Origin of the sequence: Pseudoalteromonas sp. SG43-1 (assembly GCF_014164415.1) — a bacterium.
Classification (GTDB): domain Bacteria; phylum Pseudomonadota; class Gammaproteobacteria; order Enterobacterales; family Alteromonadaceae; genus Pseudoalteromonas; species Pseudoalteromonas distincta.
This window is the reverse complement of sequence record NZ_JACJFD010000002.1, coordinates 312,795-326,602: the sequence shown is the minus strand read 5'-3', so window position 1 is coordinate 326,602 and position 13,808 is coordinate 312,795. Positions and strand designations below refer to the sequence as shown.

The window sequence follows — 13,808 nt, the reverse complement described above, 5'->3', positions numbered from 1 at the left end:
TGCCATTAAAGCAGAATTAGCTAATGTATACAGGTTAGACCAGTTAACGGGGCACAAGATGTTAGAACAACAATTACAACTAAAACACACACAATTACGTAACCGCTTGGTTATGGGCTCAATGCATACAGGCCTTGAAGAGGGCTGGCATAACCGCAAACGCTTACGTGCATTTTATGAAGCACGTGCAAAAGGTGGCACCGCGATGTTAATTACAGGCGGATACAGCCCTAATTTACGTGGCAAGCTAACACCTATTTCTTCCTCATTTAATAGTTATTACGATGTGTTTAAGCATCGCGCTTACACAGATGCTGTGCATAAACACGGTGGAAAAATTTGTTTGCAATTATTACATGCTGGACGTTATGCATACCATCCTTTCAATCAAGCACCAAGTGCAATAAAAGCACCTATTAATCCTTATAAACCTAAAGCGATGTCGCTTGGCTCGATTAAAAAAACAATTAAAGACTTTGCGCATTCTGCCTATATGGCTGAAAAAGCCGGCTACGATGGCTTAGAAGTCATGGGTTCTGAAGGGTATTTGATTAATGAGTTTATGGCGCCTCATACCAATAAACGCGATGATGAGTTTGGTGGCAGCTTAGAAAATAGAATGCGACTTGCACTTGAAATAGTTAAAGCTGTAAGAGCAAAAGTATCTGAAAAATTCTTAATTATTTTTAGATTGTCGGTCATTGATTTGATTCCAAACGGTTCAACACCAGAGGAAGTTGTTATTCAGGCTACCGAACTTGAAAAAGCGGGTGTTGATATATTTAACACTGGTATTGGTTGGCACGAAGCGCGTGTACCGACTATTGCGAGTATGGTGCCACCGGGTGCATTTAAAGAAGCATCAAAGCGTTTAAAAGACGTAGTTAATGTCCCTGTGATTGCTGTTAACCGAATTAATACTCCAGAAATTGCTAACGATATTTTAAATGCAGGCGAGGCTGATTTAATTTCGATGGCACGTCCGTTATTGGCTGATCCTGAGTTTTTTAATAAGTATGTAAACAATCAATCTAAACAAATTAATATTTGTATTGGATGTAACCAGGGTTGTCTAGATCACGTATTTAAAAATAAACGTGCTACGTGTTTAGTTAATCCACAAGCTGCATTTGAGCTAGATTACCCGCTAGAGCAAGCAGCTAAAGCTAAAAATGTATTAGTTGTCGGTGCAGGTCCTGCTGGTTTATCAGCAAGTTGTTACTTGGCTCAAAAAGGGCATAACGTCACGTTAATTGATCAAAAATCGCAAATGGGCGGTCAATTTAATTTAGCCATGCAAATACCGGGTAAAGAAGACTTTAACCATACACTTACTTACTTCACTAATGAGCTCGAGCGATTAAAAGTAACTGTGGAGCTTAGTAAAGCTTACGACGATTCAATGCTTAAAGATTATGATGATATTGTTTTTGCAACAGGCGTTAGGCCGCGTGAAGCCTCTATTAAATGTAGTGATGATAAGCGTGTGTTTGCTTATGACGAAGTCATACGCGGCGAAGTAGAACTGGGCAAATCAATCGCTATTTTAGGTGCTGGCGGTATTGGTTTTGATATGGTTGCTTTTTTAAGTGAACATAAATCACAATCTATTAGCGAGTTTAAAACGCAATGGGGGATTGAGTGTGATGCACAACCTCATAAAGACGAGCGCCAATTGTATATGTTAAAACGCAGTTCGGGTCGTTTTGGTAGTGAGCTTGGTAAAACCACTGGTTGGATACATCGCCAAGTTGCTAAACAGCATGGTGTTAAACAAATTGCTGACTGCCAATATCAAAGTTTTGATAAGAATGGGTTAACAATTAATGTTGCTGGAGAAGTTCAAGTACTGCCGGTAGATACTGTTATTGCGTGTATTGGTCAGGTTTCTAATAGCGAAGTGCTAGAAGGTTACACAGATAACGCAAAAGTGCATGTGATAGGCGGAGCTAAATTGGCTGCTGCAATTGATGCTAAACGCGCTATTTTTGAAGCTCTACAAGTGGCGAGAAGTATTTAACCTTTGTAAATAAATTGAAATAGTTTATCAATCTATAAGGTCTTTTTTGTTTATAGTCTATAACTTAATAAACATTGAACACACAGGATACGCATGAATAAACTAATCAGTTTTTATAACACAATATTGGGTAAACTATCGTTTTTAGATGGTTTACCTGCTTTACTATTTCGCTTAATTTTAGCTCCCGTTATGATCATCGCAGGTTATAACAAACTTGCTATAAGTACTGAAACAGAAGGCTTTCTAAATAACTTTTTAGCATCGCCTGATGTCGTTCAATGGTTTGGTAATAGTGAATGGGGTTTAGGCTTACCGTTTCCTGATTTACTAGCCTTCTTAGCTGGATGGAGTGAATTTTTAGGTGGTTGGTTGTTATTATTTGGCCTTTTAACTCGCTTAGTCAGTATCCCGCTTATGTTCACAATGGTTGTAGCGGCTACTTCAGTACATTGGCATAACGGGTGGTTTGCAATAGCGCCGACTAATCCAGAAACAAGTGCTGCGCAAGTACTTGATTGGTTATCTATCCCAGGTGCAAAAGAAAGCCTCGAAAACTCATTAGAAGTACAAGACAGGATAGGAAAAATTCGAGACTTAGTTGAAGAGCACGGCTTTCCTGATTACCTATACGAAAAAGGTAAACCATCTATTTTAAATAATGGCATAGAATTTTCGGCAATTTATTTTGCTATGCTCTTAAGTTTATTTTTTATGGGCGGTGGGCGTTTTGTTAGTTTTGATTACTGGTTAAAGCGAAACGTTATAAAAAAATAGCGCATTAAATGTATTTTATTAACGGCTGCATAGTTGACCCTTTGCGGCCGTTTTGCATTTTAATTTCTCGGTATTTATTATTTAAGGTTTTAAATGTTACTCTATCGTTTTGAATTTTGAGGAATCGTTATGAACGCTATCGAGCTTTTACTTACTCGCCAATCAGACTCTAAACTAACAGAGCCGGGCCCTACGCCTGAGCAGCTCGACATAATTAAGCAAGCAGCATTACGTGTTCCTGATCATGGCTGTATAGCACCGTGGCAGTTCATCATTGCTCAAGGTGATGCACGCAATAAACTGGGTGAAATTTACCATCAAAGTGCAGTGGCAGAGCAACAGACAGAAAAAGTAATTAACCGTGCTAAAGAGCTTCCCCTTCGTGCGCCTATGATTGTAATAGCAATTGCTAAATATCAAGAACACCCAAAAGTTCCTCGTATCGAGCAGGTACAAAGTGCAGGCTGCAGTGTATTAGCAATGCAACAAGCTGCATTTGCTCAAGGTTTAGGTGGTGTTTGGCGCACAGGTTACTTTGCACAAAGTAGAGCAGTCAAAAAAGCGCTTAACTTACATGAGCAAGATGAAATTGTAGGGTACTTATACATAGGTACTCCTCAAGTCGAGTGTAAAAAGTCACCTCGCCATAAACCAGAACATTATTTTAGTAATTTGTGAAATAGTATGAACTTTATGCAATTTGCATAGTCATAATTCATTAAGGTTACCAAGAGTAGTATAAAAGAGTTAGTGGTTTGGCTGTGAGAAGCGCTTGGAAGCACAAAAGTTAATAATTCTTCTTCAGTTTGTTTTTTAATCGGTTGTTTTTTGATACATTATGGAAAGTCTTAATAAAAATAACGATAAAGAAGACGAAAACAATGGGAAATTTATTTTTACAGGAAAAAGAAAACTGGCTTGCGTGGTCAATTTGGGGAATTGTTGGTGCTTTTGTAACCTTGTATGTTGCAATGAGTACAAATGCAGCGCATTTTATAGCAGGCTCTGCAATAGGTATGCTAATACTGTTAACTTTGTGGATGCAACAGTCTAAACGTTTTGACTTTGGACGGGCATTTAAAGTGTGTTGTTATGTTTTAGCGCTAAGTGTACTCCCCGCTTTTATGTTTGTAATAGTGCCAAGTGATGATTTAAATCGATTTGACTTAATTTTTCAAACTGTAACATTCGCGGCATTGAGTTTATTGGCTTGTTTAATTTGTTCTTGGATTGCTCGCAGGCCTAAACAATATTACTGAGTATTGAATTAATAAGCGTGTTGAAGTAATTAGCTTAACAAAAGAGCAATGTGACTTGTTTTTAATCGTTTAATTATTATTTACGATTAATTTATATTTAGCTCTTTACAAGTAACACGTTTAACCATATTATTCGCGCCGTACGGAGAGATGGCAGAGTGGTCGAATGCACCGGTCTTGAAAACCGGCATGGGTTTATAGCCCATCTAGGGTTCAAATCCCTATCTCTCCACCATTATTTAAAAAAACCGCCTTATAGGCGGTTTTTTGCTTTGTGGAGTTTAATTAATGACTAAAGCAACAAACCTATCAACCTCACAGCTATTAATAAAACATCTTTTATTATGGGTGGTATTTGGTTACTGCTATCAAAGTGCTATTAGCTTGTTGGCAAAAATGGCGGTCGACGCACAACCAGAATATCCATTAATTACCGCTTTTGCTTATGGTCTTGGTTTTAATATTTTGGCTGCCCATCTTATTACTAAATATGATAGACATTGGCCAGTAATTGGCTCTGCTTTTATTGGTTTAGTAGGCTTAGTTGCAGTGCCATTTTTATTGTCTGGTGAATCTGGATTATTAGCTATTCCTTTACTTGTTGGAATTTTATTCACTTTACCGCTTTGTAGTTATATTGTTGGCCTAATTAAGCTAAAACTCAGCAAAAACTAGCCCCAAACGGGGTTTATTTTGTGATAGCATATACGTGTCTTTTAACTAACAAAACGTGAAAAACACATTATGTCAGATAATTTTACTACAGATGCTGAAAAAGCAAGTTACGGTATTGGCTTACAAATGGGTGAGCAACTTAAGTCTAATCCTTTTGAAGGCTTAAACCTAAATTCAGTATTTGAAGGCATGAAAGATGCGTACGCTGGTAGCGCATTTCAAGTTGAGATCCCTGAGATTCAAGCTGCATTCGAAAAGATTAACGAAGAGATCCAAGCTCGTCGTGAAGAAGAATCTAAAGTACTTTCTGCCGAAGGTATTGCATTCTTAGAAGAAAACGCAAAACGTCCTGAAATCACAGTAACTGAGTCTGGTCTTCAATACGAAGTACTAGCGACTGGCGAAGGCGAAAAGCCAACAGCTGAGTCTACAGTACGTGTTGATTACCACGGTACACTAATTAACGGTACTGTGTTTGATAGCTCATACGAGCGCGGTCAACCAGCTGAATTTCCAGTTGGTGGCGTGATCAAAGGCTGGACTGAAGCATTACAAATGATGCCTGTAGGTACTAAATGGCGTATCTACGTTCCTCATGAGCTTGCTTATGGTGAACGTGGCGCAGGTGCTGCAATCGCACCTTTCTCAACGCTTGTATTTGACGTTGAACTACACGAAATCATTTCTTAATTTAAATAAATTTTAAAATTAAGAGTTTAAAAAGCCGTATTCAATCTGAATACGGCTTTTTTGTGTCTGTAATCTAAGTGTTTTATACCAATTCGATTAATTAAGTGATCTATTTTGCGCTAAGAAAATAGGGTTGATAACAAGGCAAAAACTTTTTTAACTAATTGTTATCACTAATTGCTCCTGCATTGCTCTGCCTTTTGCATCCATGCAGTCGTATATCATAATTTTTTACGCAGTTAGCGCAAAGTTTAATCCCTTGAATTGATCAAGTATTATTGCCGATCGATATTATATATTCTAAAAATAAAAAAACCGCATTAATAAAATGCGGTTTATAAACTAAAACTACTTTTAATTATTAAAAATAGCCACGAACACCAAAGCGGAAGTTTCTGCCTGGTAGTGGGGCTTTATCTTTAATAAATGAGCTATGTACAAAACCTAACTCATCAGTAATGTTATCAACGTTTATATACAGCTGTGCATCGACACTGCCTAAACCTAATTGGTAATTAGCTTGTGCATCAAATAACGTATAGCCATCAGTTTGAGTTTCAAAGGCAGTTACATCGTTTTGATCAAAGTAATGAGTACCCGTTAATGTTAGTTGTAAGTCACCTAAATCGTACTGTAACTCAGAGCCTAATTTATTGGCAGGGATACGTGGTAAATTACCTTCGTCGTCTTTTAGTTTTGCACGAGTTGAGTCACCAAATACTTTAACCATAGCGCTTGGTGTTACTTGGTAATGCGCGTCAAACTCAATGCCATAAAGCTCTGCGTCTTTACTTGTAAACTGATAAACCGCAACAGCATCGTCATGTGCACCAATAGCTGATTCTAAACCATCTTCTTCATCGTAAACTAAACCCGTATTTTCTTGAAAATAAAAGTTTTTGATATCGTTATAGAAAAAGTTAACGGTGTAACCAAAATCACCGCTAAAGCGTCTAAAGCTTAAATCTAAGTTTGTTGAAGTTTCCTGCTTGATATTTTCTGGCTCAAAATGCGCTTCATTATCTTCAATATTGTAACCAAGGCCTAGCTCGTACGTGCCAGTTGCAATGTGTAAACCGTTAGATAAAAGTTCTGCCGAAAGCGGTGCTCGTTCTGAATGAGAAATACTTGTAGCGATACTATGACCTGGCTTGTATTGCCAAATTGCACCAGCAGAGGCACTTAAATTGGTAAAACTTTCATTATACCCAATGGTTTCTTCGTCGCTGTGATCTATTTCTACTTCATCGTGGCTATGCTCGTGTGCCGTGATTTGGCTTTCAATTTTGTAATCTTCAACACGTGCGCCAAGTTCAATTGTAATGTCGCCAAATTCACGCTCTTCTAGTAAATATAATGCGTTAGTTGTAGTTACACTTGCGGGTGTAAAGGCTTCTTCACCAATTGCATCGTAGTCAGAATCGCTGTAGTGATAGCCCATCATTCCGTGCCAATCAGCAAACTTATGCTCTACATTTAAACGTGCTTCAGTCGTTTTATTTTTAAAAGTAGTACCAATTTCGCCATCTTCAATTTCGCTGTGCGAGTAATCTGTGTAGCCAACACGTAGGTTGATGGTTTCAATCCAGTTATTATGAAGGGCGTAACTTACAAGCCCTTGCCAGCGATCTTGCTCTAAATGTGCATAAACCGGCTCTTCAGCTGCTTCGTCTTCATGTTCTGCATGCTCTTCTTCAGTTTCACCTTCGTGATCGTGATGATGCTCATGCCCAGGAATACCGTAATCGGTATCAATGCTACCGTACGAAAAACCAATCGTTAAATGATCGCCAACATAGCTAGTACCAAAGTTAAGTGTTTCGCTATCAATAAAAGTATTTTCTACAGAATTCTCTGTTTCTACATCGCCATCATCGTCGGCAATAGTGAAGGTAGGTGTTTGGTAATCATCGCCACTGCGCTTAGTGCCATCAAAATGAAAGTTAAAGCCTTCATTACCTGTTTCTAGTTTTGCAGCTACTGTGTTTGAGTTTGACACTGTATCGTGGCTGTATTCAGCAGCACCCGTAAGCTCGTCGATATTGTCTGTAGGAATGCGGTTATCAACCACGTTTACAACACCGCCAATTGCACCAGAGCCATAAAGTAGGGTACTTGGGCCACGTAATACTTCAATTTGTTCTGCTGCTAGGCTATCGCTTGATGTCGCATGGTCTGGGCCAATACGTGATGCATCGCTGGCATCTAATCCGTTTTGTGTGATTTTAACGCGAGGGCCATCTAAACCACGAATAATTGGGCTTGATGATACAGGGCCAAAGTAACTTGCATTTACGCCTGGTAAACCTTTTAGCGTTTCACCAAGAGTTGGTTTAGATTTATTTCTTAATTCATCACCTGAGAGCACGCTTACTGGCGATATCATCTCGAGGCTATTTTTATGAAGTGCAGAGGCATAAACAACCACTGTCTCAACTGATGTTGGTTTAAGTGACACAGACAGATTATTTGAAGATTCGCTTACAGCAATACGAGAGTCTACGTAGTTGTCTTTACTAATATGTAATTGGCTATTTGCATCGATTTCTATAGCAAATTCGCCTAAATCATTACTTTTAACGCTTTGGTTTTTGCCATGCACATGAATTGAGGCATTTTTGATTGGTTGATTTTTATCATCCATTACTTTACCAGTAACAGTGGCAGCCAAAGCTGATTGAGAACATAAAACAGAAAAAATAGCAGAGGAGATTAATGTTAACTTTGTCATGGATATATTGGTTCGCGGTTATTATGTTGTGATATAATATAACACCGCAAAATCAGTGAATCAACAATGTTATAGTATAACTTTGTGTTTTGCGATGAATGATCTAAAAATGACGATTAAACCAATTTTATAAAAATTATAATAATAGGTATGTTAATAGAAATACTTATTTATTTAAGTGCGAGACTCATAGCGCTGCAGGTTTATCTGGGTATTTAAGAGCGGCTATCTATCATTATCAAATCTAGTTTATGCTGCGCTCTTGTCTGGTTTGTTATATCTATAGATTCAATCATTTCGCATTCGTCGCGGATCATCTCTGAAATAAGGCTAGGGTAGTGACGGCAGTCTTCTGGACGGTCAAGGTAAATACTGCAGGTATACATATTTTTAGCGAGAGGCTCCTTTTTAGGCGCAATTTCTAAAAATGGGCACACTTGAAGTCTTAAGCCTGTTTTTGGGTCAAACCAAATTTCGTTGTTTTTAACGTACTCATAAATTTCGGGGTTAAAGAGCTCCCATAAACCTATTTCTTCTTTCGTTGCGCTTAAGTCGCCGCCGCCATATTTAATACAGCATTTACCACACTGGTTGCACTCTTTCATAATTTGCTAATTTAGTTGGCTGTTAACACATTTAAGTTAGGTATTAGTGTAGCACCAAATTTATTATTAACGCTCTACTGAATTGCCCCAGTGTTTGCTTTTTGGGTGTGTAAAAAAGTTAGATACAATAACTTAAGTTAAAACCCCTTGTTACATTTTATATAGTACAGGCTTTATTTAATGCTTTACTATAAGGTGGCGAAAAATATTATGAAACCTGCTTGGGCAGCTTTGTAGTTATTAAATGTTGCTGAGCGGGATCCCTAAGTAGGATGTAATTATGAAAGAAGCTGTTACTAAGTTAAAAACAGAATTTAATGCAAAGTTATTATATTGGAACAACCTCAAAAGTAGTAAAGCCAAAGCGGCAATCATCTTATTATTTATAGTTGTCATTGCACTTAAAGTGTTTACGACCATCTTTACGTTGGATTGGGTTGCAAGTTTATTCAGTGTGTGAGGTTACTAAGAGTAATTGCGATAAAGTTTAATTACAGTGTGTTTAACGCCTACGCGATGTTCATTATTAATGTATTATTACGCTATACACCAAATTAAATAAATCAGTTGTTTAAATACATTTTATAATGACTGTAATGATACATTTTAGCTAAATTGAGTCAGTAAATTAGTTTAGTTGCACTAAAGGATAACCAGTGATGATGAATACAAAAATATATAAAGCGGTACATGACCTAGCAGAAGATTTAATGGCGGCGGCTAACAAAAATAACCGAGAAAAATTTGAATCTTTATTTGCTCAATTAAAAGCGATTTGTATTGAAAACGAAAATACCTCAAAAGATCACCCAGTACAATGGGAAACTTTGGCTGATTTTACCGAAGAGCTAGAAGAGGCAATCACGACTTATGAAAAAGCATTAGAAAAGTCTGTTGCGATTAATAACAAAGATCACATGTCATCAGTTTCTTTTTCAATGGCTACACTGCAGCTAGAACTTGGTCAAAAAGACGAGGCTATTAAAAATCTTCAAAATGCTAAGGTTAGTGCTAATAAAATTGAAGATAAAGAGCTTAAAGCTGAAATACACGATCTACTAGAGTCACTTATTGAAGAAGAAGGTTAAATACTTAAAATTTACTAGCTCAGACTTGATCTGACAGTTACCCATATTAAATACTATTTCTTTGGATTTAGCTTAAGTTAGTACAATTTAATGAAACGCTGATGGTTTATACCCTCAGCGTTTTTTATTTCCGCTATTTATAGCTTATCCATAAAGTTCACAATGTACTTTGCAATCTCAACTGGTTTTTCTTCAACACTAAAGTGTCCTGAATCGAGTAAATGTATTTCAGCGTTCGGTACATCTTTTAAATATGCTTTAGCGCCTGCGGCTATAAACGCAGGGTCGTTTTTACCCATACAATTAATGTTGCTGGTTGGTACTTGCGTAAATAAGCTTGCCATTTAGGGTAGTCGAGAAGGTTATTGTAGTAATCTTGTAGCAATTGTACTTGAATTACTCTATCGGATTTAGTTTGTAAAAAGTGAAGATCGTGCGTCCAGCTATTAGGGCTCATTACTTCTGGGTTACTTTGTACGTCTCGTAAATATTGCTTATTAATAATGGCTTTATTAGACGTGAACGAATAAATTTTATCACTCTGCGCTTGTGATTTGTCCTCATTCGCGGCTTTAAAAAAAGCTTGCCTCGGTAGGGTTAGCCCCTCTAAATACGCATTACCATTTTGTACAATAAGTGCATCAAGTTTATTTGGGTTATTTAACAACATTCTAAAGCCCACAGGAGCTCCAAAGTCGTGTATATAAAGGCTGTAGCGCTTTACTTTAAGTGTTGTTAGTAATCCTTCAACGTATTGAGCTAGAAATTAAAAAGTATATTTTTGAGTTTTTGGGTTTGGGCGTGCGCTATAACCAGAGCCTAAATAATCAGGTGCAATCACATGATAACGACCTGATAAGAGTGGGATCAATTCTCGGTAGCTGTGTGAAGACGACGGATACCCATGTAAAAGTACAATGGTTTGCTTATGCTGCGCGCCAGCTTCTCGGTAAAATATCTTTTTACCGTTTACATTTGCATATTTGTAAGTGGTTTTTGAAGGCCATACTGCATCAGCGGCATATACCTGAGCGGTAAGCGTAGACATTGAAACTAATAAAAATACAATAAATGAAACGATGTGAGCAGGTTTTACTTTAAGAATTTTTTGTATATCTGGGTGCATAAGTAAACTCGTTATTTTTGGTAATGACGTTTTATTAATTTACCAGACCCGTTATTTACACAATTGCATTCAGTTAATAATTGCAAGTTATTACTAATAAGGACACAGTAACAATACCTGTGTTTTTAAAGCACATTACCAAATATATAGTTGATTAGAGGGTAAGTGGTTTTTTAGCAGCTTTTTGTAATTTAAAAAAGAGATTCGTTAATTTACTTTTGTTATTATTAATTTGTTAGCTTACAGAATGTGTACAGCGTTAAGCTAGTATTTTGGAGAAAGGACGTGCTCGAACAAATAGAACAATGGATTGATGCAACAAATATTAAATATAAAACCCAAAGAATTAGCTGTGAGAAATTTGCTAGTGAGTTTGCAGGGTTTTATCCTGTCGAATTTTTAAAAAATGCCTTTTACGTTGTTGTTGATAAAATACCAAAACCTGACTTTCCAATCCTGCGAGAAATGGGTTTAGGCGATTTTGTAGATATGGATGCAGCAGGTATCACGTATAAAAATACCTATTATCTACTTCCTGAGGTTGCAAAAGATTTGAGGGTTCATTTTCATGAGCTTGTGCATGTAGCGCAGTGGCTTAAACTTGGTCCAGACGCGTTTATGATGCGTTACATTAGCGAAATCCAACATTTAGGATATAACGACGCTCCGCTTGAAAAAATGGCATATGCGCTGGATACGCAATTTGCAAGTAAAGGCAATAAAATAGACGTGCTTAGGCACGTAGCCCAAACGCTGTAACTCAATTTTAGGTTGAAAGGAGTTTATATGTACAGAATTATTGGGTGTTTACTTACTTTAGCGTGTATTAATAGTAATGCAGCATCGTTTGAAGAAGATATTGTTTCAGCTCTGCTTGAGCGTACAACTCATGATGTGACTTACGACGGCGCTTATCGCTCTATTGGCTACCCTGGTGGGGATGTACCTAAAAATATAGGTGTGTGCACCGATGTAATAATTAGAAGTTACAGAAAGTTGGGGATCGATTTACAGAAACTCGTGCATGAAGACATGCAAAAAAACTTTGCGCTGTATCCATCTAAACGTATTTGGGGCTTAACTAAGTCTGATAAAAATATAGATCACCGACGTGTTCCAAATTTACAAGCTTACTTTGAGCGCCATGCAAACGTATTGAGTAAATCCAACAAAGTGAGTGATTATAAAACCGGCGATATAGTAACGTGGATGTTACCAGGTAATTTACCTCATATAGGTATGGTGATTAATGAGTTATCTCAAGATACGGGTAACCCACTTATTGTGCATAATATAGGTCGTGGTCCGCAAAAAAGCGATATGCTTTTTGATTATAAAATTACCGGACATTACCGGTTCGTTCCACACTATTGATAAGTTTAATAAACGATGGATGTAAGTATTGATTTTTATTTCAGATCAATACTTACATTGCCATTGGGTTTACAGCAGCACAACAGTATTTCGCCTTCACGTACAAACGCAAGTGGCTCTTCGTTATACTCAACACTGCCTGATACTAAAGTTGCTCTACAAGCGCCGCAATAGCCTTCACGGCATTGGAATGCGACGTCTATTTTCATGGATTCTAAGCAGTGTAGAAGAGAAGGGCAGCCAGCGATAAATTCTATACACTGGCTGTTTTCTGCAAGCGTTATGCTTGCAGTAGACTTGTCACTCATTATAAATCAAAATCACCAAATTCTGATGCATCAACTTGAGAGTCTATTTGACCAACAAGGTATGAGCTTATTTCTGCTTCTTGTGGTGCTACTTGCACGTTATCAGACACTAACCACGAGTTTATCCACGGGATAGGATTACTGTTATTTTCAAACTGTGCTGGCAAGCCAATCGCAGTCATACGTGCATTGGTAATGTATTCAACGTACTGACATAAAATATGCTTATTTAAGCCAATCATTGAACCATCTTTAAATAAATACTCAGCCCACTCTTTTTCTTGCTCTGCAGCATCAACAAACATTTTAATCGCTTCGTCGCGGCACTGGGCAGCAACAATCGCCATTTCTGGATCGTCCTTACCGTCTTGCATAATGTTTAAAATATGCTGAGTACCAGAAAGGTGAAGTGCTTCATCGCGTGCAATTAGCTTGATGATTTTAGCGTTACCTTCCATTAGCTCGCGCTCAGCAAATGCAAACGAACATGCAAAACTTACGTAAAAGCGAATCGCTTCAAGAATATTTACCGACATCATAGCCAGGTAAAGTTTCTTTTTAAGCTCAAATAAATTAATGATAACTGTTTTACCGTTAATCTCGTGTTTGCCTTCACCGTATAAGTTGTAAAGCGATACAGAGTTAATTAAGTCATCGTAGTATTTAGTTACGGCATCAGCACGTTCGCTAATTTTATCGTTGCTAACAATGTCATCAAAAATAAGCTCAGGTGCTTGTGTTACGTTACGGATAATATGCGTGTATGAACGGCTGTGAATTGTTTCACTGAACGCCCATGTTTCTATCCATGTTTCAAGCTCTGGTAGCGATACAATTGGAAGTAGAGCCACGTTTGGCGAACGACCTTGTACACTATCAAGCAGTGTTTGGTATTTTAAGTTGCTTAAAAATATATGCTTTTCGTGATCTGGTAATGCTTGAAAGTCTAAACGGTCTTTACTTACATCTACTTCCTCAGGACGCCAAAAGAAAGACAGTTGCTTTTCAATTAACTTTTCAAAAATTGGGTATTTTTGTTGGTCGTAACGAGATACGTTTACAGTTTGGCCAAAAAACATTGGCTCTTGCATTTGGTTATTATGGTTTCGGCTAAAAGTAGTATAAGACATGTTTATCACTCAAAAAACTATCAGA

17 protein-coding genes and 1 tRNA gene are annotated in these 13,808 nt (G+C 37.5%); 11 read left to right on the top strand and 7 right to left on the bottom strand.

What is annotated here, in order from left to right:
* Positions 1–58 precede the first annotated feature (58 nt).
* From H5159_RS03605 to H5159_RS03575, 7 genes are all read left to right on the top strand, one after another.
* Positions 59–2,020 (top strand): FAD-dependent oxidoreductase, encoded by a 1,962-nt coding sequence (locus tag H5159_RS03605; RefSeq protein ID WP_182779734.1) that lies wholly within the window; start codon positions 59–61, stop codon positions 2,018–2,020.
* A gap of 93 nt (positions 2,021–2,113) precedes the next feature.
* Positions 2,114–2,797, top strand: coding sequence for a DoxX family protein (locus H5159_RS03600; RefSeq protein WP_182693918.1), 684 nt, complete (start codon positions 2,114–2,116; stop codon positions 2,795–2,797).
* Positions 2,798–2,926: 129 nt separating this feature from the next.
* Positions 2,927–3,475 carry an NAD(P)H nitroreductase gene (locus tag H5159_RS03595; RefSeq protein WP_138489000.1) on the top strand — a complete coding sequence of 183 codons (549 nt, stop codon included), beginning with the start codon at positions 2,927–2,929 and terminating at the stop codon, positions 3,473–3,475.
* A 203-nt stretch (positions 3,476–3,678) separates the two neighbouring features.
* On the top strand, positions 3,679–4,056 hold the full coding sequence (locus tag H5159_RS03590; protein ID WP_182769657.1) for a hypothetical protein: 378 nt from the start codon (positions 3,679–3,681) through the stop codon (positions 4,054–4,056).
* Positions 4,057–4,200: 144 nt separating this feature from the next.
* Positions 4,201–4,291, top strand: a tRNA-Ser gene (locus H5159_RS03585).
* A 53-nt stretch (positions 4,292–4,344) separates the two neighbouring features.
* On the top strand, positions 4,345–4,731 hold the full coding sequence (locus H5159_RS03580) for a hypothetical protein (protein WP_182769656.1): 387 nt from the start codon (positions 4,345–4,347) through the stop codon (positions 4,729–4,731).
* Between the two features lie 69 nt (positions 4,732–4,800).
* Positions 4,801–5,421 carry an FKBP-type peptidyl-prolyl cis-trans isomerase gene (locus H5159_RS03575; RefSeq protein WP_002962890.1) on the top strand — a complete coding sequence of 207 codons (621 nt, stop codon included), beginning with the start codon at positions 4,801–4,803 and terminating at the stop codon, positions 5,419–5,421.
* A gap of 361 nt (positions 5,422–5,782) precedes the next feature.
* Here H5159_RS03575 and H5159_RS03570 read toward each other — a convergent pair whose 3' ends face one another.
* Positions 5,783–8,152 (bottom strand): TonB-dependent receptor, encoded by a 2,370-nt coding sequence (locus tag H5159_RS03570; RefSeq protein ID WP_182715352.1) that lies wholly within the window; start codon positions 8,150–8,152, stop codon positions 5,783–5,785.
* A gap of 215 nt (positions 8,153–8,367) precedes the next feature.
* A complete protein-coding gene (locus H5159_RS03565) occupies positions 8,368–8,757 on the bottom strand; it encodes a YkgJ family cysteine cluster protein (RefSeq protein WP_024597255.1) in 390 nt (129 codons plus the stop codon).
* A 280-nt stretch (positions 8,758–9,037) separates the two neighbouring features.
* Here H5159_RS03565 and H5159_RS03560 point away from each other — a divergent pair, with 280 nt between their 5' ends.
* Together H5159_RS03560 and H5159_RS03555 are read left to right on the top strand one after the other, a co-directional pair.
* Positions 9,038–9,217 (top strand): hypothetical protein, encoded by a 180-nt coding sequence (locus H5159_RS03560; protein WP_002961145.1) that lies wholly within the window; start codon positions 9,038–9,040, stop codon positions 9,215–9,217.
* A 199-nt stretch (positions 9,218–9,416) separates the two neighbouring features.
* Positions 9,417–9,845 (top strand): hypothetical protein, encoded by a 429-nt coding sequence (locus H5159_RS03555; protein ID WP_002961147.1) that lies wholly within the window; start codon positions 9,417–9,419, stop codon positions 9,843–9,845.
* Between the two features lie 137 nt (positions 9,846–9,982).
* On the opposite strand, the gene H5159_RS20980 is transcribed toward H5159_RS03555, so the two are convergent.
* The 3 genes from H5159_RS20980 to H5159_RS20970 form a co-directional block, all read right to left on the bottom strand.
* A complete protein-coding gene (locus H5159_RS20980; RefSeq protein WP_259395030.1) occupies positions 9,983–10,144 on the bottom strand; it encodes an alpha/beta fold hydrolase in 162 nt (53 codons plus the stop codon).
* Positions 10,117–10,515: a hypothetical protein gene (locus H5159_RS20975; RefSeq protein WP_259395932.1), complete on the bottom strand. Its 399-nt coding sequence runs from the start codon at positions 10,513–10,515 to the stop codon at positions 10,117–10,119. The genes H5159_RS20980 and H5159_RS20975 overlap by 28 nt, the downstream gene beginning before the upstream one ends.
* A 96-nt stretch (positions 10,516–10,611) precedes the next feature.
* Positions 10,612–10,971, bottom strand: a complete 360-nt coding sequence (locus H5159_RS20970) for an alpha/beta fold hydrolase (RefSeq protein WP_259399085.1) — start codon at positions 10,969–10,971, stop codon at positions 10,612–10,614.
* Positions 10,972–11,256: 285 nt separating this feature from the next.
* Here H5159_RS20970 and H5159_RS20965 point away from each other — a divergent pair, with 285 nt between their 5' ends.
* The gene (locus H5159_RS20965) at positions 11,257–11,730 is read left to right on the top strand and encodes a hypothetical protein (RefSeq protein WP_182724311.1); all 474 of its coding nucleotides are present in this window, start codon (positions 11,257–11,259) and stop codon (positions 11,728–11,730) included.
* Between the two features lie 27 nt (positions 11,731–11,757).
* Positions 11,758–12,345: a DUF1287 domain-containing protein gene (locus H5159_RS03540; RefSeq protein ID WP_182724312.1), complete on the top strand. Its 588-nt coding sequence runs from the start codon at positions 11,758–11,760 to the stop codon at positions 12,343–12,345.
* A 35-nt stretch (positions 12,346–12,380) separates the two neighbouring features.
* Here H5159_RS03540 and yfaE read toward each other — a convergent pair whose 3' ends face one another.
* Together yfaE and nrdB are read right to left on the bottom strand one after the other, a co-directional pair.
* A complete protein-coding gene (gene yfaE, locus H5159_RS03535; RefSeq protein WP_039489790.1) occupies positions 12,381–12,653 on the bottom strand; it encodes a class I ribonucleotide reductase maintenance protein YfaE in 273 nt (90 codons plus the stop codon).
* Positions 12,653–13,783, bottom strand: coding sequence for a class Ia ribonucleoside-diphosphate reductase subunit beta (nrdB, locus tag H5159_RS03530; RefSeq protein WP_002961159.1), 1,131 nt, complete (start codon positions 13,781–13,783; stop codon positions 12,653–12,655). Before nrdB ends, yfaE begins: the two co-directional genes overlap by 1 nt.
* Positions 13,784–13,808 lie beyond the last annotated feature (25 nt).